The sequence below is a fragment of the Streptomyces sp. bgisy027 genome, assembly GCF_057710365.1.
The window spans coordinates 1-23,603 of the sequence record NZ_JBYIVZ010000029.1; the positions used below are offsets into that span (position 1 = coordinate 1).

Consider the following 23,603-nt stretch of genomic DNA (forward strand, 5'->3'; position numbering starts at 1 on the left):
GGTGGGAGGTGGTGCTGATGGGGGAGGCGGCGGTGTGTGTGCGGGTGCGGGGGCGTCTGTGTTGCGGCCCGGCGGGGGTTGTGTTGGTGGGAGGTGGTGCTGATGGGGGAGACGGTGGAGTGTGTGCGGGTGCCGGGGCGTCTCCATTGCGGCCCGGCCCGGGTCGTACTGCTGAAGGGCGGCTCCGATGAGTGAGACCACGGACCGCCTTCGGGTGCCCGAGCATGTGTACCGTGCGCTCGGCTACCTCTTCCCGCGGCTGATGTTCCTCAACGCGCGCTACGCCCCGCAGGTGCACTGGGGTGACATCGCGGCGGCCCTGGACGGCTTCCCCGCCGACGACCTGGACCTCGCCTCCGCCGGGTTCTGGAACCGCTGGCGCGACCGCTGGACGACCCGGGCCGAGGACTACGTCGTCCTCGCCGAGCAGTCCGGCACGGTGGCCGGGCGCAGCCGGGCGCTGCGCGGCGCCGCGGCGGCCTACCACTGGGCGGAGTTCCAGTACTTCGACGACCGGGCCGTCAAGCAGCAGCTGCGCGGGCGCATCCGGGACTGCTTCCTCGGCAGCCTGGCGGGCACCGACCTGGAGATCACCGAAGGGTCGCTGCCCGGCACCGGCGCGGGCTACTGGGTGCTGCGCACCAAGGCGATGCGCGCATCGGGCGAGCCGCTGCCCGCGGTGGTGCTCTCCAACGGCCTGGACTCCGCCACCGAGGTCGAGATGGTGGCGCTGGCCGAGGCCTACCTGGAGCGTGGCATCGCCGCGGTGCTCTTCGAGGGTCCGGGCCAGGGGCTGCGGCTGGGCCGTACCCCGGTGCTGGTGGAGATGGAGCGGGTGGTCGCCGAGCTGCTGCAGAAGCTGCGCACCGAGCCGGGGATCGCCGCCGACCGGCTGGCCTTCGCCGGCATCAGCTTCGGCGGCTATCTGGCGCTGCGGGTGGCCCGGGACCTCGGCGAGCACTTCCGGTGCGTCGTCAACTTCGGCGGCGGACCCGCGATCGCCAAGTTCGACGGCCTGCCGCGCCGGCTGAAGGACAACTTCCGGTTCGCCTTCGACGTAGCGCCCGGCACCGACCTGCAGCCGCGCTTCGACGAACTGGCGATCGGGCCCGGCCCGGCGCCGGCGACCGAAGTACTGAGCATCTGCGGCGCGCTGGACGACATCTTCCCGGTCGAGGGGCTGTACGACCTCGACCGGGCGTGGTCGGGACGGCACTCGCTGGAGGTGCACCCCAGGGAGGCGCACACCAGCCTCAACCTGATCAACTCCTACACCCTGCGCACCGCCGACCTGGTCGCGGGGCGGCTGGCCGACCGCGCTTGAGCCGACAAGGGGCCTGCCCGCCGGTGATTCCGGAGGGCAGGCCCCTTGCCGGCGTCCGCCGTTGCTGTCAGCGGCCCTCGGCGAGGGCCGCACCGGACGACGCGAGAAGTCCGGGGTGCAGGTCGTGGTCGAGCCCGGCGTGTACGAAGACCCGCTTGAGCAGCGTGACGAAGGTCTGCGCCTCGTCCGGCTCCAGCCCGCCGAGCAGCCGGGCCTCGAAGCCGTTGACCAGGGTCTCCGCCTCCGCGTGCAGGCTGCGGCCGGCCGGGAGCACATGGACCGCGTGGGCGCGGCGGTCGGTCGGATGCCGGCGGCGCTCCACCAGGCCGCGCTGCTCCAGCTCGTCGACCAGGCCGACCATCACGTTGCGGTGCACCTTCAGGGGTCCGGCGAGCTGGTGCTGACTGAGACCGTCCTCCTCGATCAGCAGGTTGAGCAGGCCGAACTGGCGGGGGTGGATGCCCAGCGGTGCGAGCACGTCGACGAGCTGCTCCTGCACGTGGGCGCTGAGGTGGGTCATCACACAGGCGGGATGGTCGAACAGCAATTGAGTACTCACGCTCACCATAGTACCCCCAGAGAATTATCACCTTGAGGGATAGTCACTAAAAGTGCATACTGGTTTCTGTGACCCAAGACATCTCCGCAAGTAGTCCCGCCGCCCCGCCGCAGGAAGTTCCGGGTGGCGGCGCACCCGACCCGAAGCGCCGCATGGCCTTCGCGGTCGTCCTGATCGCCGGGTTCATGGACCTGGTCGACACGACGATCGTCAACGTGACAGTCCCGAGCATCCAGCGGGACCTGCACGCCGACTACGCCCAGATCGAGTGGGTCATAGCGGCGTACGTGCTCTCCTTCGCCGCCCTGCTGATCCTCAGCGGCCGGCTCGGCGACATCTTCGGACGCAAGCGCGTCTTCCTGATCGGCATGGCCGGCTTCACGGTCGCCTCGCTGCTGTGCGGCGTCGCGGTCAACCCCGAGATGCTGATCGTCTCCCGGTTCCTCCAGGGAGCCGCGGCCGGCCTGATGGTCACCCAGATCCTGGCGATCCTGCACGTGGTCTTCCCGCCCGGCGAGCGCGGCAAGGCCGTCGCCATCTTCGGCGCGGTCACCGGCTCCTCCGCGGTCTTCGGCCTCGCCCTCGGCGGCGTGGTCGTGCAGTGGGACCTGTTCGGCTGGGAATGGCGCCCGATCTTCCTGGTGAACGTCCCGGTCGGGATCGCCGCGCTGATCGCCGGCGCCCTGGTGATCCGCGAGTCCCGCGCCCCGCAGCGTCCCAAGCTCGACCTGCTCGGCATGCCGCTCGCCATCGCCGCCGTGGTGCTGCTGGTCTATCCGCTCACCGAGGGCCGCCGCCTGGGCTGGCCGACCTGGATCTACGGCATGATCGCCGGCGCCCTGGTGCTGCTCGCGGTCTTCCTCGCCTACGAGAAGCGCCGCTTCGCCAAAGTCGGCTCGGCACTGGTCGAGTTCGGGGTGTTCCGCTCCCGTTCGTTCTCGATCGGCATGGCCGTGTGGTTCCTGTTCTGGATCGCGGTCGGCGGGTTCTTCTTCGTCTGGACGCTCTTCCTGCAGCAGGGACTCGGCTGGACGCCGATGCATGCCGGTCTGACGGCCGCCACCTTCGCCATCGGCGTCGGCATCGGCGCGGGCAACGCCCCCGACAAGCTGGTCCCCAGGTTCGGCCGCAATGTGCTGGTGGCCGGCGGCATCGTCAACGCGGTCGGCTTCGTCGCCTTCGCCGTCCTGGTCGCCCAGTACGGCCACAGCCTGGCGTCCTGGCAGATCATCCCGGTGCACATCGTCTCCGGCATCGGCTTCGGCCTCATCGTCGCGCCGACCCTGGACCTCCTGCTCGGCCAGGTCCCCGGCGAGCAGGCGGGCAACGCCTCCGGCCTGCTGAACACCGTCCAGCAGCTCGGCATGGCGCTCGGCGTGGCGCTGACCGGCGTGGTCTTCTTCGCCCAGGTCGGCAACGCGGCCGGCGACGCCGCCGACGAGGCCACCCCGGTGCTGAAGTCCGCCCTCAGCGGTGCCGGCATCACCTCCCAGGACGAGCAGCTCGCCGACTTCCGCACCTGCGTGCAGCAGCGCGCCGACTCGGTCGACCCGAGCAAGGTCCCGGCCAGCTGCCTGACGGACGACCCCAAGGCCGCCGGCGCGTTCGGCTCGGCCATCGCCCGCGCCGACTCGGTCAGCCACTCCTCTGCCTTCCGCACCGTCCTGCTGCTGGACGCGGGCATCCTGCTGATCGCGGCGGCGGGTTTCCTGGCCCTCCCCAAGCACTCACGGGCTGCCGGCAAGGCGGCTGAGCCCACCGAGCCCACCGAGGTGACGGCATGAGCAACGAGAAGAACGTCCTGGTCCTCGGCCGCGAGCGCCATCTGGTCGACGCCTCCACCGACATCATCGAGGCCGGCGGCTTCAAGGCGGTCGGTGTGACCCGTGACGAGGAGGCCCTCTCCCTGCTGGACACCGGCCGGTTCATCGCCGTCCTGGTCGGCAGCGGCGTCGAGTGGGAGTCCCGCCCGCCGGTACGCGAGCACGCCGCCGCACACGACACCGTGGTCCTCGAAGCACGGCGCATCCCGATGCAGACCGTCCAGGACCACGTCCGCGACGTGATCGTCCCGCGCCTGCGTCAGATCCCCTGACCACCACCGCACCTGGGCCCCGGATCCGGCCGTTCCCCCGACGGATCCGGGGCCCTTCACACTCTGATCCGGCGTCACCCTCAACCCGCCGCGGGCCGGAGCCGCACGGGGACCGGCCCCATGCGCCGTGCGGCATGACCGGCCCATCCGGCTCAGGACGGCTCCTGCTGCGCAGTCCGCTCACGCGCCGCTCACGCATCCGGCGACCGTGGGGCGTCCCATGGCGGGCCGTGCTGGAGCGCGGAAGGCTGATTTTCTCCTGTGGGTGCACCAGGGGAGTAGCAGCCCTCTCCGCCGGATCGCGAGCTGGGCAAGGTGACGGCCGGTCGGCCGCGAGCCTCCGGCCCACCGCGACGGTGACGTCCTCCCGCTCACGCAAACGGCCCCGGACAAGATCCGACGGTTCCGGCGTCAAGGGACCGGGCCCACGCTCCGCATGCTCCTCACGCGACGTGTGAACAGTGGCCCACCCGTCAGGACGAGAGCTGTGCTCTTCGGCATGCGAGACCTGCAGGTCCCGGCACGACAGGTGCACGCCGAGAGGCTCGGTCCGGCCTGACCCCGGTCCAGGTTCCGTCAGGGACAGGCGCCGTTGAAGATGTCCTCGTAGCTGCGGTAGGTCCCGGCCGCCTTCGTCTTCGCGCCGGAGGCCGGTTCCGGGTACTCGATGACGGGCACGGGCTTGCAGACTGCCCATTTGCGGGTGTCCGGAGAGTCGTCGAAGCCGAAGGTGCCGCTGGCTCCGCGTACGCAGTTGACGCAACTCGCACCGGACTGGGTGCCGAGGATGTTCATGTTGACAACGGTGTTGTAGACGTCGTCATGACTCGGCAGGATCGGGGCACCGCCGGTCTCTGCCTCTCCTTCCTTCCCCGTCCCCGCGCCGCCGTTGATGTCGTCGTACGCTCGGCCGGTGGCCTGGGAGAGCACGGTGAAGGCGTCGTAGTACATGACCGCGTAGCCGTCGTCCAGAGGCTTGTTCCCCCATGGCTGCTTGTGCGCCGGGTCGTTTCGCAGCTTCGCCCGCAGCTTCTCGAACTGCTTCAGGAAGCCGCGAGGCCCGGCCGGGAGCTTCTCGTTCCCCGCCCAGGACCGAGTGTCGACGGAGGCGGCGTCCACGAGGGTGATCCGGGCCTCCCGCAGCTGCTCGGTGATGTCCGTCGTGGTGGACTCGGGATCCATGCCGATCCCCACCTTCAGGATGCGCACCGGCTTCCCGTGGTCGCAGGAGGGTTCGTTCGCCAGCCGGCCCACCAGGTGGGGCAGATCGTGATCGCGTCCCGCGAAGAAGACCGTGTCCGCCTTGGTCAGACAGATGCTCCGGGCGGCGTCGGAGAAGCGCTGGGGGACGCCCTCGTCGTCGCCGGTCAGTCCCAGATAGGACGCCTGCCGCTGCTTCAGCCCGTACTCCTCGCCGAAGTGCGCCAGGAAGACCTCCCGCAGGTCGGCGGAGTAGCTGTCCCGCTCTCGCCGGTCCGACACGAGGAAGCCCGTACCGTTCCCCGGGTTCTTCTCGAGGTACTCCCGCAGCGCCTCGGCGAACAGCTTGTTCGACGGGGACGTCTTGAAGAGGTACCCGGCCTCCATGGTGGTCGAGGTGAGGATGGGGCCGATCGCCGGGATCCGGTGAGCGGAGAGTGCCCTGGCCGCGGCGAGCGTGTCCGGAGTGCTGCTCGGCATGCCGAACACGCCGACCAGCGGCGCCTCGTCGTCGGTCATCCCGGTGAGCCGGTCGACGACGGGCTCCCAGTGGTCCAGGTCCTTCCCGTCGTTGGCCAGCAGCAGCTGGTAGCGCGGCCCCGCCTGCGCGTTGGCCCGCAGCTGGGCGGCGTGGGCACCCGCCAGCGAGCGGGCGATCTGCTCCGTGCTCATGGCGCTGGTGGCATCGGTGGTGAACGGCATCATGAGGGCGACCCGCACGTAGGGGATGCGGGCCTGCCCGTTCTCCGGGGACTTCCAGCCCTTCTCCACCCGGGCGTTCTCGTCCGCCACGGCGCGTATCAGGCCCTCCAGCTCCGGATCGCCCTCGAGCACTCCGGCGGTCACGCCCACGCATTCGTCCCCGGCCGCCTCCAGGCCGCCGCCGCACTCCTCGGGCAGCAGCCGTACGACCACGAAGGCGACCGCCGCGAGCAGCACGACGCCCACCGCGAGGACGACCGCCTTGTCGGCCGGTCCCAGAGCACGGTTCCTGAAGCGATTCAGCACGGTCCTCACTCCTCGTCGTCTCGGGTAGAGCCGTACTTCGGGTAGGGCCTTCGCTCGCGTGCCGCGGCCGGCCAGGTCCGAGCGGCATCGTTGAGCACGGCGCGCCCAGAGGGATGCCGCATCGACAGGAACGCCAGCTCGGAGCCGAGGTCGTCACACAGGTCGGGCAGGGGTTCCGCGTAGGTCTCGGAGAGGTACCACAGCGTGTGCAGCAGCCTGTTGACGGACCTGCGTACGTCGTCGGTCTCGGCGTAGCGGTGGTCATGGGCACCGCGGGCGATCTCGGCGCGGTCGTCGGGCCATCCGTCCGACGGGGGCCGGGGGGCCTCGGCGGTGTACCGGAGGGTGTCCAGCCAGCGGCCCGCCTCCCAGGTGCCGAAGTACTCGGTCAGCGCGCTCACCACCGGATCCGCGCCCCCCGTCGCCAGGCTGTGCCGGAGCACGTCGGGCTCGTGCCCGGCTCCCCGCGCCGCGTGGTGCTCGCGCAGAAGAGCGTGCAGATCCTCCCAGCGCCGTCCAGGCGGGGCCGCCGCGGAGGTCGTACGGGCCGCATGGACCAGCAGGGCGCGCAGGAACGGGTCGGAGACGAAACCTGTGGCGGGGGCGGAGCCGGCCGTCCCGGCCGTCCAGTGCTCCTCCAGGTACTGGACGGCGGACGAGAGCCCGGCGCCCGGGAAGCCGCCCCCGGCCGGTGCGGACGCCGGCACCAGCGCCTGTGCGGCCTCCCGGTCGCGGGCCAGGGCCAGCGGTATCAGATGGGCGCGCAGCTGGGGCTGCGGAATCAGCTGCTCCAGCAGCACCTCGGCGACCGGTCGTCCCTCCTCGGCCGACAGGTCGAGCAACTCCTCCGGTGCGACGGCGTGTTGTCCACTGGCGCGTACGACCGCCTCGCACAGCAGACTGCTGCCCTGCGGGTGCCCCTGGGTCAGGGCGTGCAGTGCCGACGGCAGATGGTGGTGGAGTGGGCCCTCGGCCGGGTCGAGCATCAGCAACAGGTCGTCGTGGGTCAGCGGTGCCAGGGGGATCACGAGCAGTCCCGCCGAAGGCGAGCCGGGGACGGTGCGCTCCCAGCCGGAGGCGTGGATCAGCTCGGGCAGCTCGCGGCGCGTCGCGTCCGGGTAGAGGTCCGCGCCGTCGCCCAGCCGGGTCGCGACGACGACCAGCGGGTCGCGGGCGGCGGACTCGGGCGCGGCACGGTGTTCGAGCAGCAGACCGAGCACGCGCTGTCCGGCGGCGGTGTGCGCGTTGTCCAGCAGGACCAGGGGGCGCGGTGTCCGGTTGATCCGCTGCCACCGGCCGTGGGCGTCGGTGAGGTCTTCGAGGAACGCGGCGATCAGGGTGTGTTCGACCGCGTGCTGGAAGTCGCCGCCCTGGTGGAAGCGCAGGCTCAGCCGGATCAGGGCGGCCTCACCGTCCTCGGCGCCCGGGAAACGGCTCCGGTACCACTGGTGCACAAACCGTTCGGCGCGGCTCCGGGTGTGCCGGCTGAAGTACTGCTGGACGACCGCCTCGGTGACAGGAGCCAGGTCGTGCCGGCGCCGGTCCGGGTCGGCGAGGCGCTCGCTGACGTCGTAGGTCCATTGGCTGCCGTCCGCGTCGGCCGTGCCCTTCTCGAGACCGCAGGCCACGAGGAGGCGCGCGAACCGGTCGCGGGCCAGGGCCTGTTCGACCTCGCTGCCGCGGTGCCAGCTGGAGACGGCGAACAGTCCCGGCAGCAGACGGGAGAACCGGAGCCGTCCGGCACCCGGGACCATGGGCGCCAGCCGGCACACCAGTTGCTCCAGGATCTCGACCACGGCCGACGTGTTGGCCGCCGTGGAACCGGACCACCGCGCCTGTTCGATCCGGGCGGCATCGACCCTGCCGAGCGGAACGCGCCCGCGGTAGGCCTCCTCCAGCCAGTCCAGGACCGCTGTCCTGCCCATGCCGTGGCGGCCGGTCAGCAGCGTCACGGGGAGGTCGCCGCGGTGTTCCTGGGGGACGAGTTGCCGTCGGTCGGCCGCCAGGCCGACCAGACGGGGCACCAACGCGCGCAGGATGGAGTCCCGTGCGTACAAGGGCATCCGCATCGCCCTCTCCCCCGTTCTGACATCGTCTCCGGTGACGTCGTCGTGCTGTGTGCTCCGGGTGGCTCAGCTTCCGAGCAGCCTTCCCAGCGCCTGGCCGACAGCGTCCAGCAGGAACTGTCTGCCGACCGTGTCGGGGGCGCCCCCCAGCAGGCGCCGCATCCCCTCCATCAGCCCGCGTTGCCGGTCCGGCCCAGGGCTGTCGTCGCTGTCGCCGTTGCCGCCGCGCGCCAGGACATCCGCGCTGCGCAGCAGGGCTGCGCGGGACTCCGGTTCGAGGTTCAGCCCCGGTGCCAGCTCCGCGATGAGCCGGGCGAGGTCGGCGGGTGCCAGCGCGGTGTGCACCTCGATGCTGTTGTGCACGCTGTTGTCGGAGTCGCCCTGGGTGATGTGCCCGATTCTCTCGGCCTCTATATGGGTGTGCTGGGCGGGCCGACGGCGCTCGTGCTGCTGTGCCACGTACGCGACGATGTCGGAGGAGCCGCTGAGCACGGCGCTCACCCCCTGCGAGGTGAGGGCCACGTGTGAGCCGACGTCGTTGTGGAACGGCGGCCCCTCACAGGTGATCAGTTCCTCCTCGGCCAGATAGGTGAGGGCCCGGGCGACCTCGCTCCGGGAGAGGGGTTCACCGAGGAAGAAGACGTCCGGCGAATCGAGGAATCCGCTGATCCGCAGCGGCTGCCGGTGCGGGTTGGCGTGAATCCAGTGCAGTACGGCGCGTGCCGCGTGACGGCCCCGCTGGACCGAGTTCGCGCGCAGGGCCTGCAGCCGGCGGGCCCGCTCCGCCCCCGCGCTCCGGAGCGTCACCACGGGAGCACCCGTGTCCGTGCCGTGTCCACCGTGGGAGCTGATCAGCTCCTCGGCGCTGAGATGGCCGACGATGGCCCGGACCGCGCTCATGGGAATGCTCTGCAGAGAGCCGAACTCCGCGCAGGAGACCTGGTGGCCCGACTCCCCCTCCGCCCTGTCCCAGATCCACAGCAGGAGGCGGGGACCGTACCTTTCCACGTACGCGGCGAAGTCGTCGTGGTCTCTGAACGCGGGCACTGAGGCTGACAATGACGGATCCTGTTCGTCGTCGCACCGACGGCTCAGCTGCGGCACCTACCCTGCTTTCACTCCGGTAATCAGGTCGAGTCACCTGACGCAGAGGTACAACGCCGACTGAATAAACCCGAGTTGGGCGTGAGCAGTATGGGGCGGTCCTGGGCGGGAGCCGTCAAACCGCCAGAGCCATAGGCCTGATGACAGACCGATTCACTGGGGACGAACTCCCCGAGGCTGTTCGCGACGAGCAGGGCCGGCGGCGTATGCCCAGGTCGAGCGTCAGGGCGTACGGCGTCAGGACCTTGAGGTCAGGGCTGGGTGGTGTCCACGATGAAGCGGCGATTGAGAGTGATCTCGCGCGAGAGCAGGCCCGGGTCGGCGGTCACTGTCAGCTCGTACTCCCCGTCCCGCAACGCCCCCACATCGAGCACCCTGTGGCCTCCGACCCACAGGGTGGGGACGATCTCGCCGTTCAGCCTGACCTCGACATTGCGCAGCGCCTCATTGGCCAGAGTCCCGTCGTCGTTGCGATCGACGACGTCCACCGTGAGCGTGGTCTCGGAGAGCTCGGCGGCGTTCAGCACGCCGTCGCGGGGGATGCCGCGTATCCGGAGTTCCGGCTGGTTCACCGCGTTGGCAACCGCGATGCAGCCGATCGCCAGGGCGGCGGCGACAGCGGCAACCAGAAGTGTGAGGAGGACCCTTCGCAGGGACCGGGTTCGCACGGGGTCCGACGCCTTCAGGGCCAGCCGCATGGACACATCCTTCGAGGAGTTGCTGCTGTGGGCCGTCGGCCACGGACTCGCACTCGCGGGTTTCGGCGACCCTGATGGTGCCACCTCAACCGTCACGGAATCCAGTTCGCCCGCACCCTCGATGCATGAGTCCTCCGTTCTCAGAGGGCGCTTGGCGCAGGGAAATGGCGCAGGGAAATGGCGCAGGGAAATGCTCTGGATCTCCCAGGGGGTGCTTCGAACATCCTGTGCGGTGCCTGCGGTGCCTGCGGTGCCTGCGGTGCCCGGTGCGTGCTCTCGGCATGCCGGACGAAGGCCCCCGTACGGGACGTACTCGGCCATCATGAGTTGAGGTACTGCCGCAAGTGCCAAGACGGTCGCAGTCAGCCCGCCACCGCAGCCACACCTGAGACCAGGCATGGGAGTCCTCTCTTCGACAGCTCTCGGCCGTTGAAGCCACGGCTGGACACACGGGGCAGCGCCGGGGTTGCGGGGCGAGGAGGCTACGGGATGGTCCCGACGCCGTACGCGCGCGTTCCGCTCCTCCGCGCCCCTCACGACGTGCCCGACCCGGCAGCGTCGCGGGCCGGAAGGCTGCCGTACACCGCACAGGCAGGCGCAACCCCGCCGATGGCACGATTCCGCTCATGAGCGGTGTCCGGGAAGTGACCTGTCGTTCTCACCTGAAGCGCCCCGTGCGGCGGCTCGTCGCCCTCGCGGCGGCCGGGGCGAGCCTGGCCGGGACGGGGCTGGCCGTGGTGCGCGTGGCGTACGGGGACGGGCTGGTGGACGTGTGGGTCTACGTGGGCCTGTTCGTCGCGCTGCTGGGCGTCGCGTGCCTGCACGGGGCTGTCGTCCAGATGAGCGCCGACGCGTACGGAGTGCACTCCCGCACGCTGCTGCGCCGCCGCAGCGTGCCATGGCGCGACATCGCCGACCTGCGCGTGTACGTGCAGTACGGGCGCCACGGCCAGGAGATCCACCGGGTCGAGCTGGTGCTGCGCGGCGGACCCACGCGCCGCCTGCCCCTGCCGGCCGCCGTGTCCTCGGACGACCGGCCCGACTTCGACGCCAAGCTGGACGCTCTCCGCGCGCTGCACCGCCTGTACGGCAGCCCGGAGTCGAGCCACGTCGCCGTCATCTCGAAGCGCACCGCCGGACGCGGTACGGCCGTGCCGCTGACCCTGTGCGTGCTGCTGCTGGCGGGCGCCGGCCTGGCCGCCTGGTTCGTGCCGGCCACCGAGTCGGTGAAACAGGCGTGGACGTCGGCTGCCCCGTGCACCGCCGAAGCGGCCGCCGCGGAAGGGCCGGGATCCCCCGCGCCCGAGCGAAGCCGAGAGCCTGACGGAGAGTGCCTGACCACCTTGTCGGCCGTGATCACGCGGGCCGAGGTCGGCAAGGGAAGGCAGCGCAGTTGGCTGTACTTCGCCGAGAGCCGGCCGCTGGAGCGGCTCTCGGTCTCGCAGGAGGGCGCCCGGGGATTCCGGCCCGGCGACCGCGTCGAACTCACCGTCTGGCGCGGCGGGGTGAGGGAGGTCACCGGGGAACACCACGTCTGGCGCGAGCACTTCAACAGCGGCGGAGAGGTCGCCGTCATCGCCGCCGGGTGCGCCCTGGCCGCAGGCTACCCCGCCTCCTTGGTAGTGCTGCGCCGACGCGGCCGCCGGCAGCCCGCCGACGAGGTCCTGCCGTCGGCGCTTCCGTTCGCGGGCGCCCTGGTCGCCACGGCCCTGTGGCTGCTGCCGCTCTGCTACCTCCACCCCACGAACCCGCCGGCCTCCCCCTGGGACCTCACCTGGGCGGTCGCGGGCTCCCTGGCCACGCTGGGCCTGTTCACCTGGGCCTGGCGCGCGACCCGCATCCGTACGCCCCGGAGGGCCGCGGTGCCCCGAACTTCCCCGGAGTCCTCCGACGGGGACGAGGAGGTCTTCCTGTCCGCCCGCTTCCTGGAGTCCACCGACTACAACCCGAACAACTTCGGTACCCACGTCGTCCTCGGCGGCGGCCCGCCCGCCGTCACACCCCACCCCGGCCCGGGCCGGTTCGCGGCGAAGCGGATTCCAGTGGAGCGGCTCACCGTCAAGGACATACGGCTCCCCCGCGGCGGCGACGGTGACGGCGTCCCCAGAAGCTGGCAGATCGCCGAACTCGACGACGCGGGCCGACCGGTCCACCTCACGGCCGCCCCGGCCGACCTGGCCCGCATCATCCAGGCGCTGAGCCCGGCGAGAAAGCCCGCGAACGTCACACGCCCCGACCTATGACCGCTGCATCCCAGGGGGCGGCCCACTCCGACCGCCGAGGTCGAGGCGGATCACGGCGAGCGCCTCGGCGATCTCGACGGTCATCTCGTCCTCCGGGCCGAACACCATGCACATGTCCTGGTGGAGTGGTTCGAGGACCTGCCGCGCCTCGGCGGTCCGGCCCTGGGCGAGCAGCAGCATCCCGATGTTGTGCCGCAGCTCCACGGCTTCCTCGCTCACATCGCTGTCGACGGCCCGCACGACGTTCAGCACGCCCTGGAGCGCGGCGAGCGCGTCGGTGACCTGGCCGAGTCCGGCGCGGCAGCGGGCCGCCTGGGCGCGGCAGGCGCGGGCCTGCTCGCCGTTGGGCCCGGCGATACGGGCGTAGGCGTCGGCGAGGGCGTCGAACTCGGGCAGGGCGGCCCGGTAGTCGCCGCCGAGGAGGCGGATCGCCGCTCGCTGGCGGCGCGCCACACCAGGGGAGCGCAGATCCCCGACCTCCACCGCTTCGTGGACGACATCGAGACCATGCCGCAGAAGGTGCGCAAGCCGGGGGTGACTGGGTGAGGAGCACTCCCACCACCTCGGTCGAGGAGCTCCTGCTGACGGCAGATCAGCTGCTTGCCGCCCGTACGGGTGCCACGGCCGCCGGCCGGCACCGCGGAGCCTCCCTCGCTCTGCGGACCGCCCTGGAGCTCTCCATCGACCGCGTGCTCGACGCCGCGGTGCCAGGGCTCGCCGACACCACGATGCGGGCCAAGATGCTGTGCCTCCACTGCTGCACCGCGGCGGAGACCGCTCGCCGCACCAACGCCGTCTGGGCGCACCTCTGCCTGGGATGCCACTACCACCAGTACGAGATCGGCCCCACGCACGACCAGGTTCGCGCCTGGCGGACGGAGGTCGGCGAGCTGGTCGGGACGTTGACCATCTGACTGTTTGTTACCAGCAGGTCTCTGATAGTTATTTCGACGGGGCCGGGCGTATGCCCGTCGCAGCGTCCTCCGGGGTGCTGCAAGGGGAGGGGACATGTACATGGGCACCACCACGCGCGAAGAGATCATCGTCCTCGAGCAGAAGGCGGTGGACCGCGCCTACGACTGCTATGCCGCGCGGCTGGCCGAAATGACCGGGGGCTCGGTCGCCATGGCCTCCGCAAGCGGCAAGGACAGCGTCGCCAACCGGATCGTGGCCGAGGAGCGGGCCGCGGCATACGACGGACTCGGCAACGAGTCGCTGGTCATCGGCCGCGTCGACGCACCGGACGAGGACGAGCCCGGCAGGGGGCCGAAGACCTGGTACGTCGGCCGACGTGCCGTTTCCGACGTCCGTACCCGCGACACCATCGTCGTACTGTGGACCAGTCGGCTGGCCAAGAAGTGGTTCGAGGCGCTGCCCGATGCCCCGGGCGAGGTGCTCCTGCGGCGGCGACTGCGCTGTGTACAGCGCGTCGTCGAGGACTACTTCGACGAGATCACTGCCACCGCCCCCGTCCCGCAGCCACGGCCGGGAGCAGACGACGCCCAGCGGGAGGCCCAGCCCGCGGAGCCGGCCACCGTCACGCAGAAGGAGGGAGCACCGAGCCCGCCCGTCCCGACGCCCGCCGACATCGCCCGCGTCCAGCGCCAGAAGCCGCTGCAGCCCGACGACTTCCTCCTGCGTGAGCTTCAGCGCTCGCGCAGCGGCAGCATGCGGGACATCGTCGAGACCATCCGCCGCGACCAGATGGCCCTGGTCACCGGCTCGCCCTCGGACATCCTCGTGGTGCAGGGCGGCCCGGGTACCGGCAAGTCGGCGGTCGGTCTGCACCGCGTGACCTGGCTCGTCAACAACGGCCACTTCAAAGCCCAGGACGTCCTCGTCGTCGGCCCCCATCAGCGGTTCCTGGACTACGTGAGCCAGGTGCTGCCCACGCTCGGCACCCGGAACGTCAACGCCGTGCAGGTGACCCGTCTGTGGGACGGCGAGGTCCTCGGCACCGACACCCCCCAGGCGCGGGTGGTGAAGTCCGACGAGCGTATGGCGGCCGTCCTGCGGCGGCGCGTCGAGATCGAGTGCCGTCCCGAGGCCGTCGACGAGTTCACCGCCACTGCCTCTTACGAGGGGGCCAAGCCTGAGCTCACCGTCACCGTCGGCAGCACGACCCTGCGTGTCCCGCGCTCCGAAATGCTGTCGCTCCTCGAAGACGTGCGCCAAGGCGACGGCTCCTACCGTGAGCGCCGCGACCGCTTCCGCGGGCTGCTCGTCGACCGCCTGCTGCGGGAACTCGTCGCCGTCGCCCCTCGCCGCAGCCGCGACGACACTATCCGCCGCGACCTGGAACGCAACCGTCAGGTCGAGCGCCTCATCGAACGTGTCTGGCCTTCGCCCGGCGCCAGGGAAGCCCTCCGCACCCTCTACGACTCGGAAGACCTCCTGCGCACCTGCGCCGAGGGCATTCTCGACGCCTCAGAGCAGGCCGCTCTGCGTCGCCCTCGGGCCGACACGGCCGACGCCGATCCCTGGACGCTCGACGACCGGGTCTGCCTCGAAGAACTCCGGTATCTCATCACCGGGGAGACCCCGCAGCGGTACGGGCACATCGTGGTCGACGAGGCACAGGACCTGACACCCATGCAGGCCCGCTCCCTGCGCCGGCGCTCCGCCGCGCAGGGCTCCATGACCATCCTCGGTGACCTCGCCCAGGCCACCGGCCCCCACACCCACACCGACTGGGACCGCCTCGGCACCCTCCTGTCCGACCACGGCGACTGGCGCGTGGCCGAGCTGAACACCAGCTACCGCGTGCCCGCCGAAATCATGGAGTTCGTCGCCCCCCTGGCCCGTACCGTCGCCCCCACGCTGCCGTACCCGCAGGCCGTGCGTGCGGCGGGCGAGGACGCTGTACGGACGGTCGCAACCGAGCCGTGGAAGCTGCTCGACGACACTGTGACGGAAGCCACCCGCCTCATCGGCACCAGCGACGGACACACCCTGCGCTCCGTGGCGGTCATCGTCCCCGACGACTCCGGCTGGCTCGACGAGATCAGCCGCCAGCTGGACCTGGCCGAGGGCATCACCGAACAGGGACGCGAGGCGGTGTCCGTGCTGGCTGCCGCCCAGGCCAAGGGCATGGAGTACGACCACGTCCTCGTCGTCGAACCCGCCACCATCGCCGACCGAGGCCCGGCCGGACTGCGCCAGCTGTACGTCGCGCTCACCCGCAGCACCCAGAGCCTGACCGTCCTGCACACGCCCCCGCTCCCGGAGGCCCTCACGAACACCGACGGCAGCAGTACCGAACCAGCACCCACCGAAGGCGAACCAGGCATGGCAGACGCTGACGTCCCCGACATCGGTACGGACGTCCGAGTCCGCGTGACCGGCCGGGCACCCGGTGGCCGGTACCGGGTCAAGGCCCTGTCGCCCGCGATCGACGTCCCTCTGGTCCTGACCGTCCGCCACGGCTCGGTCCCCCCGCGTCCCGGCGCGGTACTGGACTGCTGGGTGTTCGCTCACGAGACGAACCACTGCCTGCTCACCGCGGACCAGCGTGGCCGCCAGCCCATCTCGCCGAGAATGGCGGAACGCTACCTGGCGGCGCTCAGCGTTCTCGACGAACTGACCAACGGTGACGGAACCGTTCCGGAGAACGCCCGTGACCGTCTGTCCGAGCTCAAGGGCATGGCCAACCGCGTCCTCCGCCGCGACCAGGCGGACTGGGTGGACGTGCGTCGCGTGCTCGGATCCCCGGACAAGCACCGCCTCAGCCTCCTGCGCGACCTCGCGGCGCACACCAACCGCACGCTCAAGGACGGCGAACTGGACCTGAACCCCCTCCAGACGGACCTGGCACGCGCCGGCTGGGCCCAGGCCCTGCACGAAGCCCGGGAGGCCCTCCAGCGCCGGGTCGCCACGGACGAACCCGAAACCGACGACGCACCCTCCACCGCCGAACAGCAGCCCGAGCAGAAGGAAACCGAGCCCGTGACCCCCGCCGAAGACCTGCCCGCCACGCCCGCGCCAGCGCAGGAGCTTCTGGACTCACTGCAGAGCGCGGCGACCGCCGACCGCACGTGCAGAAAGCACGAGGCGGTACGGCATGCTCTCAAGGCCGCCCTGCTCTGGGAGGACTTGCAGCCGACCGACTCCCCGGTCGTCGACGTCAGCCGGATCGCGGACGACGGCCACTTCCTCTACGAGGTCCTCGGTGCCGGCCGCTCCACCTACGCCGACCTCCGCGCGGGAGCCACCCGCCTCCTGGAGATCAACCACACCCTGCCCGCTCCTGCCGACCGCCTCTACCTGGTGCTCTGCGAACCGCCCGCCGAGGACTGGTCGGCCGACACCGTGTTCGGTGTGTTCGGGGTTCAGGTCCTGTGGCGCACCCCCGACAGTTGGGGCGGCCACGACGCGGAAACCGCCCTGGGCTCCGGAGAAGCGTAACCACTTTCGACAGAAGCGCGATTCTTCCGTGCCCGCTCGTGCGCTCCTTGGGTGCCCGAAGCGGAGCCAGAGCCCGATGGCCCGGAGAAGACCGGGCCGGAGCCCGTGCCGGATGACGCTTATCTGCTGGAGAGACTTCGGGCGATCAACTCTCCGTCCGCTCACGCAAACGGCCCCGGACGAGGAGTCCGAGGCCGAGCAGGAGCCCTCCCTGGGGGAGAAACCCCAAGTCAGAGCGGTAAAGCGTTGTGCCCCCGGCAGGATTCGAACCTGCGACACCCGTTTTAGGAGTTCGATCCGCGCCCGCCCCTGGAGCCGTCGACGGCCGGTCCGACGGTCACCCCGAGGGTGCTGCTGTATGCCGCCGTCCGGCCTCGTTGATGTCAGCCGTGGATGTCAGACGCGCCTGGGCACGATGCTCACCGCGCGGTAGTCGTACCCGTCCTGCTTGAAGCCGGGCGCCTCCCAGACGAGATCGACTTGCTGCCCTGGTGACAGCGTGCGAAAGCCGGGCGCTTGAATGTCGGAGTAATGGCCGAAGCACCCTCCTGGAGTCTCGGGCGAGTCAAGGACACCCCAACCCTCCTCGTCACGCCACTCACGCACAGTCGCGGTCACGGCCGCGGTGACCTTCCGGGTCTCCTTACGGCGACTCATCTGCCCTCCCCTTACTAATCCCACAAGATCGAAAAGGCTCGACAGAGGGTGACCCCACGGAGTGGATGGCGTCAAGGGCCGCGCTGTGGGGGTGCGCGATTACCGGTTAATCGGGATCTCGTAGACGATCTCGCAGTGGGCGGCGGGCACGACGATGTCGGCCGTCTCGACCGGCCTGCCCTGGTCGCTGTAGTAGGTCCGCCGGATGTGGGTGACCAACGCGGCCTTCTGGATGCCGAGCAGCGATGCCTCCTCGGCGGTCGCCATTCGCGGCTCCGGCTGCTCCACGGCGTGGCTGACGGTGACGCCGATTGCGGCCATGCGGTTCACGACTCCGGCCCCGGCGTGGGGTCCGCCCTCGGGGAGGACGACGAGAGAGCCCGCGGTGAGGTCGTACGGCTCCCAACTCGCGGACAGTTGAACGGGCTTGCCGTCCGCCAGGAACTCGTACGTCGTCCGGACGCACAACTCGCCCTCGGTGATCCCGAGTCGCGCTGCGATTTCGGCAGGCGCCGGCACCTTGGCGGCCGTTCGGCTCTCCCAATCGCCCTGTCGGCCAACGGCGTTCATGTCGGCCCGGGACGGCGATCCGCTGGGCTGCTCCCGCGCCGACGATCGCCCGACCCGCACTCGCTGCCGCGGCTCGGCGACGTACCTGCCTGAACCGGCCCGCCCCTCCAGTACCCCCTGAGAGATCAGCAACTCCTGAGCCCTGCGGACCACGTTCTCGCCCACGCCGTACTCCTGGCCGATCTGGGCCCGGGAGGGCAGTCGGTCGCCCGGCTCCCATACGCGCTCCGCGATGCGCTGTCACCAGAGTGCGGCCCCTCCCGAAGGGCAGGCCCCGCCGCCGTTTACCGCCCTCTGTCGCTTCTCCTACGGCTACCGACCCCTCGACCATCGTGCTCGGCTGGGCCCCCGCAGTCCCGGACCACCAGCGGCCCCTCAAGGGCGAGGACGTTGCCCTGGTCCGTCCCTATGTACTGGCTTGGGAGGCACGGGTGCGGGCGTCGCGGCGGCCTGTGGTCGTCGCTCCCCATCTGTCGGGCGATGCCTGGTCGACGCTCGTAGGGGTCCGCTGATGCCGCCACGCCCCATGGACGACCCTGCTTACGCCTACCGCTCCGCTGCCTGCTGCATCGGTACGCACCTCGTGTGCGCGGAGTCTTCTCCGGCCACGGCGCCGGCCGACGTGCCGGTGATCTACGAGGCGTGCGGCTGTCCGTGCCACTCGGAGCGCGACCGCTCCGACTCCGAGGCGGTGGCCCGGTGAAGGGACGAGTTCCAGGCGACGCCCTGGTCGTCAACATCGAAGTCACCTCGACCACAGTGCAGCGCGGCGACATCATCGACCTCGGGGGCCGAGCCTGCCGGGTGCGGGAGCTGTTCCAACTCCCACAGGGTGCGAAGCAACTCATCTTCGAGTCAGGGGAACTCCTCACCATCCACACGTGGACCCGCCTCGCCGTCCTGCGCACCCTGAGGGGACGGTGACCGGAACAGTGCCTCGGACTACGTCTTCGCCACCCGCACCGGCCGTCCCGTCGAGCCGCGCAACCTCTACCGCTCATTCACGCGCGTCACCGAATCCGCCGGCCTCCGCGTCATCCGTCTCCACGACGCCCGCCACGGAACCGCGACCCTCCTCACGGCCGCCGGAGTCGCACCCCGTGTCGTGATGGAGATCCTGGGCCACTCGCAGATCAGCATCACGATGGATGTCTACACGCACGTCGTGCAGGACACGCAGCGCGAGGCCATGAGCCACATGGACCGGCTGCTCAGGAAGAGGCGCCCCGATCGCGGGTGACCGCCCGCGTTGATGTCAGAAGTGGATGTCAAAGGCCCCGGACCATGATCGGTCCGGGGCCTTTGCGCTGGTGCCCCCGGCAGGATTCGAACCTGCGACACCCGCTTTAGGAGAGCGGTGCTCTATCCCCTGAGCTACGAAGGCGGAAGGTGCCCTGACAGCGTAGCGGATTCGTTCCTCGGGGTTCGCCTTGGTTGTCGGTGATCGGTGAGGGGCTTGGTGATCTTCGGGGGTGGAGGGGGAGGAGGGGTGGTCGCCGTGGCGTGCCCGTCGCGGCTGGGGCCGCTTGACCTCAAGCAAACTTGAGATTTTACGTTGCTTCTGCGGGGTCGGATCACAGGAGCCCCGCGATCACCCCTGACCGTCATCCCGGAATCGAGGTACACCCATGTCCGCGTCCCCGCTCAAGATCGGCGTACTCGTAGGCAGTGTTCGGCCCGGGCGGTTCGCCGATCGGGTTTCCCGGTGGTTCCTGTCGGAGATCGGGCGGCGGGAGGACATGGAGACGCATGTCATCGATCTGTCCGAGCCCGACCTCGCCTCCGAGCTCAAGCTCACCCTGGAGCGGTCCGACGGGTCCGGTGACGCTCCGACCCTCGCCGAGCGCATCGGTGGGCTCGACGGGTTCGTCGTCGTCACGCCCGAGTACAACCACGGGTACCCGGCCTCGCTCAAGCTCGCCATCGACTACGTCTACCGGGAGTGGCGGGCCAAGCCCGTCGGCTTCGTCTCCTACGGCGGCATGGCCGGCGGTCAGCGCGCCGTCGAGCAGCTGCGTCAGGTCTTCGCCGAGCTGCACGCCGTCACCCTGCGCGACACGGTCAGCTTTCACATGGCCTGGGAGCAGTTCGACGAGGACGGGCATCCCCATGATCAGGACGGCACCGCCAAGGCCGCCTCCGTGCTGCTGGACCAGCTCGCCTGGTGGGGGCTCACCCTGCGCGAGGGCCGCGCCGTCAGGCCGTACGACGGCTGAGGCGGCGGGTGGCATGCGGTGACTCACCAGGGCTTCCGCATCCGACGGCGTTCACCGTCCCATCCGCCTTCTCGGCAGCCACCGTCCCATCCGGCCTCGCGGGCCTGTGCGAAGCCACGTCTCTGCACGCCCTCGCAGTGTCGCCGTCGCTCTCGTCGTGTCGCTCTCGCCCTGTCGCTCTCGCCGTGTCGCCCTCGCCCTGTCGCCCTCGGCCCTGTCGCCCTCCGCCCGGCGTCAGCCCAACCCCGTCACCCCACCCCCACCCCACCGAACCGCCCCGCCACCCGAAGATCCCCCTCCACCCGCCCTGCCGTCTCCAGCAGCTCGGGCAGCACCTCCCGTACGCACTCCGCCATCGATCGTCGCGCCGCATGCATGGCCACGTTCAGGGCCGCGACCACTCGGCCCGTGCGGTCGCGGACCGGGACTGCCACTGAGCGCAGGCCCGCTTCGAGTTCCTCGTCGACCAGGGCGTATCCGTGAGTGCGGACGTGGGAAAGGGTCGTCTCCAGGGTCGCGGGGTCGGTGATGGTGCGCGGCGTCAGGGGGCGCAGGTCGTGCAGGGCCGCGGTCAACTGGCCGTCGGCGTCCGGGAGATCCGCGAGCAGTACCCGGCCCATCGACGTCGCGTACGCCGGCAGTCGCGTGCCGATCGTGATGTTGACGCTCATCACGCGGCTGGTGGCGGCCCGGGCGATGTACTGGATCTCCTCGGCCGACGGCGTCAGCACCGCCAGGGACGCCGACTCGTGGACCCGGTCGGCGAGTTCGGCCAGGTGCGGGGTCGCGATCTGGGCCAGGGACGTGCGGGACAGAGGCGGGTAGCCGAGGGACAGGACCCGGGGGGTCAGGGAGAAGGCGCGGGTGCCCGACGGGCGTACCAGCCCCAGGTGTTCGTAAGTGATCAGCGCGCGTCGGGCCGTCGCCCGCGCCAGCCCCGTCGCGTTCGCCACGTCCGTGAGGGTCAGCTCCGCCCTGCCCTCCCCGAACGCGGTCAGTACGGTCAGCCCGCGCGCCAGCGACTCGACGAACTCCCTGCCCAGTTCCTGTTTGGAGGCGCCGGTCCAGGTCGCGAGGCCCGCCGGAGCGGTCGCGGGGCGCGGCTCCGGCGCCTCGCGCAGCTCCCGCTCCATGTCCGCCACCGCCGTCCGCAGGCGGGGCAGGAGCGTGTCGCGCAGGTCGGCGGCGGTGTGCCGGCTGGTGTGGCTCACGACGTTCGCCACGCAGGCGATACGGCCGCCCGCCCGTGGATCCCGTACCGGTACGGACACCGCGACCAGCCCCGGTTCGATCAACTGGTCGTCCAGCGCCCAGCCGTCCTTGCGCGCCCGCGCCGCCCGGCGTTCGAAGTCCTCGTCGGAGGACGTGTGCGACTGCCACGGCGCGGCCGGGAAGCCGCGGTCGTCCGGGTCCGCCGCCCTGCGCTCGCGCCACGCCCGCCACCGCTCGTCCGTCCATTCCGTCGCGAACAGCGGGCCCGGCGAGGTGCGTTCGGCCGGGAGGAGGTCGCCGATGCGGAAGCTGAGGGACATCGCGCGGCGGCGGGTCGCCTGGTGGATGAACCGGATGCCGTCGCGGTCGGCGACCGCCAGGGACACGGACTCGTCGAGCTCGTCGGCGAGCGCGTCCGCGTGCGAGGCGAGGAGGGAGGGCAGGGCCAGGGCCGCCAGGTAGGCGTTGCCGAGTTCCATCACGCGCGGGGCCAGCATGATGTCGCGGCCGTCGAGGCGGACGTATCCCATGCGCGCGAGCGTGGACGTGATCCGGTCCACCGTCGAGCGCGCCAGGCCGGTGCCGCGCTCCAGGCCGCTCGCGCTCAGCGTCCCGCCGGCCTCGGTCAGCCGCCGCAGTACCGTCACACCCCGGATCAGCGGCGTGACCGCCTCCGCGGGCACGGCACGGTCGTCGTCCAGGGTCGTCTTCGCGGGCATCGGCTCTCCGTACGGCGTTCGCGGCAGCCTCAACCGTAATCCGCCCCGCGCACGCACGCGGCGACCCGGGCACACACCCGAGCACCGATATCCGCGCCGAGCCCCCGTGGATACTCCGGCGCCGAGCCCCCGTGGATACTCCGGCCGAACCCTCAACTCCCCCCCATCACCCCCGCCCCACCCCGACCCGCACCCGATAACTCCCCGCCAGATCCACCCCCAGCACCGTCACCTTCACCCCCCGCCCCTCGTCCCGGAACTCCTCCCCGGGGCCGAACGTCGCGTCCGACAGTTCCGCGTGGACGTTCGGGCTGCGGGTGCAGCCGCCGCTGTCCTCGTGGGAGTCCTGGACCTTGACCGGGCCCATCCCGGTGTCCACGTCCGCGTCGACCTTGTAGATCAGGACGCCGGGGCGGCACACGGACTCGTCGTTGCCCTCGCGGGTGCGCAGTTCCAGGGCGTAGCCGCTGCGGCGGCTCAGCGGCACGAAGATCAGCTTCGGGCCGCCTTCGCGGGCCAGCGGGGTCAGGGCGTACTCCGCGGTCCCCGGGTTCGCGGCGCACCGTACCTGCGCGCCGTCCAGCCAGCCCAGCTTCCACTTGTGCCAGCCCAGCATGTCGTTGTTGGCCCCCCAGTCCTCGCTCATGATGTCCCAGTGACCGACCGCGCCCCCGCCCTCGGCGGTGTAGAGGTCGGGCAGGCCGAAGACATGGCCGTTCTCGTGGGGGAGGACCCGGTAGCCGGTGCGGTGGTAGGTGCCGGAGCCGTCGTCCTGGCGGGAGTAGACGAAGGACGCGTTGGCCACCGAGACGCCGTCGGCGACCGGGGCCTCGGTGTTGCCCGCGAAGGTCACCGACAGGACCGTGTCCAGGGCCGACGGGCCGGCGTTCGGGGTGACCAGGACGTTCAGGAAGTCGTACTCCCGGAAGTCCACCTTCGGATCGGCGGCGACCACCAAGTCCTGGACCAGCCGCCGGTACCCGGGATCGAAGGGGGCGCCGCGCTCTATGCCGTAGGCCCGGAAGGACTTGGGCATCCGCAGCCAGCCGGATATCGGGGTCTCGGGGCGGTAGTCGAGGCGGCCGTAGGAACTGGTGCGGAACCAGTCCTGGGTCTGGGGGAAGAACTCGTCGAAGCGGTCGAGCGCGCGGCCCGGACCGGGCGCGTCGGGGAAGTCGACCATGACGGTGAGGGCGCGGACGGTGCCGGTGGAGCGGGAGTAGCCGCGCGCGGTCGGCATTCCTTCGGACATCTGGATGGTGGGCCGGCCGGTGATCATGCAGGGGCGCAGGGCGGAGGGGTGCTCCGGCGAGATCGGGCCCGCCCCGGCCACCGTCGAGTTACCCGCCGTGAGGTGCCCGGTGCCTGCCGAGGTGCTGACCGCGAAGGTCAGGGCGGTCACGGAGGCGAGGGCGGCGACACGGCGGGGGCGTATCCGACGGCTCGGCTGCATGCATGGGCCCTTCAGTCCATGGCAGCCCGCCGGCCTGCGTGCTGCACCCTCTCGATCACCCTGTGTCGAGGGGTG

General features: G+C 71.0%; 18 protein-coding genes, 1 tRNA gene and 2 pseudogenes. 10 read left to right on the plus strand and 11 right to left on the minus strand.

Going from position 1 to position 23,603, the window contains the following annotated elements; translation table 11 throughout:
- Nucleotides 1-187: 187 nt before the first annotated feature.
- A complete protein-coding gene (locus tag AC3ETA_RS27445; RefSeq protein WP_432195580.1) occupies nucleotides 188-1,324 on the plus strand; it encodes an alpha/beta hydrolase family protein in 1,137 nt (378 codons plus the stop codon).
- A gap of 67 nt (nucleotides 1,325-1,391) precedes the next feature.
- Here AC3ETA_RS27445 and AC3ETA_RS27450 read toward each other — a convergent pair whose 3' ends face one another.
- The gene (locus AC3ETA_RS27450) at nucleotides 1,392-1,883 is read right to left on the minus strand and encodes a MarR family winged helix-turn-helix transcriptional regulator (protein WP_432195581.1); all 492 of its coding nucleotides are present in this window, start codon (nucleotides 1,881-1,883) and stop codon (nucleotides 1,392-1,394) included.
- Between the two features lie 68 nt (nucleotides 1,884-1,951).
- Here AC3ETA_RS27450 and AC3ETA_RS27455 point away from each other — a divergent pair, with 68 nt between their 5' ends.
- A complete protein-coding gene (locus tag AC3ETA_RS27455) occupies nucleotides 1,952-3,667 on the plus strand; it encodes an MFS transporter (protein ID WP_432195582.1) in 1,716 nt (571 codons plus the stop codon).
- Nucleotides 3,664-3,978, plus strand: coding sequence for a hypothetical protein (locus tag AC3ETA_RS27460; RefSeq protein WP_432195583.1), 315 nt, complete (start codon nucleotides 3,664-3,666; stop codon nucleotides 3,976-3,978). Before AC3ETA_RS27455 ends, AC3ETA_RS27460 begins: the two co-directional genes overlap by 4 nt.
- A gap of 576 nt (nucleotides 3,979-4,554) precedes the next feature.
- On the opposite strand, the gene AC3ETA_RS27465 is transcribed toward AC3ETA_RS27460, so the two are convergent.
- The 4 genes from AC3ETA_RS27465 to AC3ETA_RS27480 form a co-directional block, all read right to left on the minus strand.
- The gene (locus AC3ETA_RS27465; protein ID WP_432195584.1) at nucleotides 4,555-6,186 is read right to left on the minus strand and encodes an ABC transporter substrate-binding protein; all 1,632 of its coding nucleotides are present in this window, start codon (nucleotides 6,184-6,186) and stop codon (nucleotides 4,555-4,557) included.
- A 5-nt stretch (nucleotides 6,187-6,191) separates the two neighbouring features.
- Nucleotides 6,192-8,255 (minus strand): ATP-binding protein, encoded by a 2,064-nt coding sequence (locus AC3ETA_RS27470; RefSeq protein WP_432195585.1) that lies wholly within the window; start codon nucleotides 8,253-8,255, stop codon nucleotides 6,192-6,194.
- 63 nt (nucleotides 8,256-8,318) lie between these two features.
- Nucleotides 8,319-9,299 carry a hypothetical protein gene (locus AC3ETA_RS27475; protein ID WP_432195586.1) on the minus strand — a complete coding sequence of 327 codons (981 nt, stop codon included), beginning with the start codon at nucleotides 9,297-9,299 and terminating at the stop codon, nucleotides 8,319-8,321.
- A gap of 308 nt (nucleotides 9,300-9,607) precedes the next feature.
- Nucleotides 9,608-10,054, minus strand: coding sequence for a hypothetical protein (locus AC3ETA_RS27480; RefSeq protein ID WP_432195587.1), 447 nt, complete (start codon nucleotides 10,052-10,054; stop codon nucleotides 9,608-9,610).
- A 626-nt stretch (nucleotides 10,055-10,680) separates the two neighbouring features.
- On the opposite strand from AC3ETA_RS27480, the gene AC3ETA_RS27485 reads away from it, so the two are divergent.
- Nucleotides 10,681-12,297, plus strand: coding sequence for a PH domain-containing protein (locus AC3ETA_RS27485; protein ID WP_432195588.1), 1,617 nt, complete (start codon nucleotides 10,681-10,683; stop codon nucleotides 12,295-12,297).
- Here AC3ETA_RS27485 and AC3ETA_RS27490 read toward each other — a convergent pair.
- Nucleotides 12,292-12,744, minus strand: a pseudogene (locus AC3ETA_RS27490) (tetratricopeptide repeat protein); the annotation flags it as partial. The gene AC3ETA_RS27485 and the pseudogene AC3ETA_RS27490 sit on opposite strands and share 6 nt — an antisense overlap.
- Nucleotides 12,745-12,839: 95 nt before the next feature.
- Between AC3ETA_RS27490 and AC3ETA_RS27495 the strand changes: the two are divergent.
- Both AC3ETA_RS27495 and AC3ETA_RS27500 read left to right on the plus strand, forming a co-directional pair.
- Nucleotides 12,840-13,211, plus strand: a complete 372-nt coding sequence (locus tag AC3ETA_RS27495) for a hypothetical protein (protein WP_432195589.1) — start codon at nucleotides 12,840-12,842, stop codon at nucleotides 13,209-13,211.
- Between the two features lie 100 nt (nucleotides 13,212-13,311).
- Nucleotides 13,312-16,701, plus strand: a complete 3,390-nt coding sequence (locus AC3ETA_RS27500; RefSeq protein ID WP_432195590.1) for a HelD family protein — start codon at nucleotides 13,312-13,314, stop codon at nucleotides 16,699-16,701.
- A 396-nt stretch (nucleotides 16,702-17,097) separates the two neighbouring features.
- Here the strand turns inward: AC3ETA_RS27500 and AC3ETA_RS27505 are convergent, their stop codons facing one another.
- Together AC3ETA_RS27505 and AC3ETA_RS27510 are read right to left on the minus strand one after the other, a co-directional pair.
- On the minus strand, nucleotides 17,098-17,358 hold the full coding sequence (locus AC3ETA_RS27505) for a cold-shock protein (protein ID WP_432195591.1): 261 nt from the start codon (nucleotides 17,356-17,358) through the stop codon (nucleotides 17,098-17,100).
- Nucleotides 17,359-17,457: 99 nt separating this feature from the next.
- On the minus strand, nucleotides 17,458-18,162 hold the full coding sequence (locus AC3ETA_RS27510) for a GntR family transcriptional regulator (protein WP_432195679.1): 705 nt from the start codon (nucleotides 18,160-18,162) through the stop codon (nucleotides 17,458-17,460).
- Between the two features lie 277 nt (nucleotides 18,163-18,439).
- Between AC3ETA_RS27510 and AC3ETA_RS27515 the strand changes: the two genes are divergently transcribed.
- The 3 genes and pseudogenes from AC3ETA_RS27515 to AC3ETA_RS27525 all read left to right on the plus strand — a co-directional run.
- Nucleotides 18,440-18,631 (plus strand): hypothetical protein, encoded by a 192-nt coding sequence (locus AC3ETA_RS27515; RefSeq protein ID WP_432195592.1) that lies wholly within the window; start codon nucleotides 18,440-18,442, stop codon nucleotides 18,629-18,631.
- Complete coding sequence (locus AC3ETA_RS27520; RefSeq protein ID WP_432195593.1) at nucleotides 18,628-18,852, plus strand: hypothetical protein; 225 nt, start codon at nucleotides 18,628-18,630, stop codon at nucleotides 18,850-18,852. Before AC3ETA_RS27515 ends, AC3ETA_RS27520 begins: the two co-directional genes overlap by 4 nt.
- Nucleotides 18,853-18,865: 13 nt before the next feature.
- Nucleotides 18,866-19,168, plus strand: a pseudogene (locus tag AC3ETA_RS27525) (tyrosine-type recombinase/integrase); the annotation flags it as partial.
- A gap of 68 nt (nucleotides 19,169-19,236) precedes the next feature.
- Here the strand turns inward: AC3ETA_RS27525 and AC3ETA_RS27530 are convergent.
- Nucleotides 19,237-19,312 (minus strand) — tRNA-Arg (locus tag AC3ETA_RS27530).
- 244 nt (nucleotides 19,313-19,556) lie between these two features.
- Here AC3ETA_RS27530 and AC3ETA_RS27535 point away from each other — a divergent pair.
- The gene (locus AC3ETA_RS27535) at nucleotides 19,557-20,144 is read left to right on the plus strand and encodes an NADPH-dependent FMN reductase (RefSeq protein WP_432195594.1); all 588 of its coding nucleotides are present in this window, start codon (nucleotides 19,557-19,559) and stop codon (nucleotides 20,142-20,144) included.
- 248 nt (nucleotides 20,145-20,392) lie between these two features.
- Here the strand turns inward: AC3ETA_RS27535 and AC3ETA_RS27540 are convergent, their stop codons facing one another.
- Nucleotides 20,393-22,075, minus strand: coding sequence for an IclR family transcriptional regulator domain-containing protein (locus AC3ETA_RS27540; protein WP_432195595.1), 1,683 nt, complete (start codon nucleotides 22,073-22,075; stop codon nucleotides 20,393-20,395).
- 166 nt (nucleotides 22,076-22,241) lie between these two features.
- A complete protein-coding gene (locus AC3ETA_RS27545) occupies nucleotides 22,242-23,528 on the minus strand; it encodes a M6 family metalloprotease domain-containing protein (protein ID WP_432195596.1) in 1,287 nt (428 codons plus the stop codon).
- Between the last annotated feature and the right edge of the window lie 75 nt (nucleotides 23,529-23,603).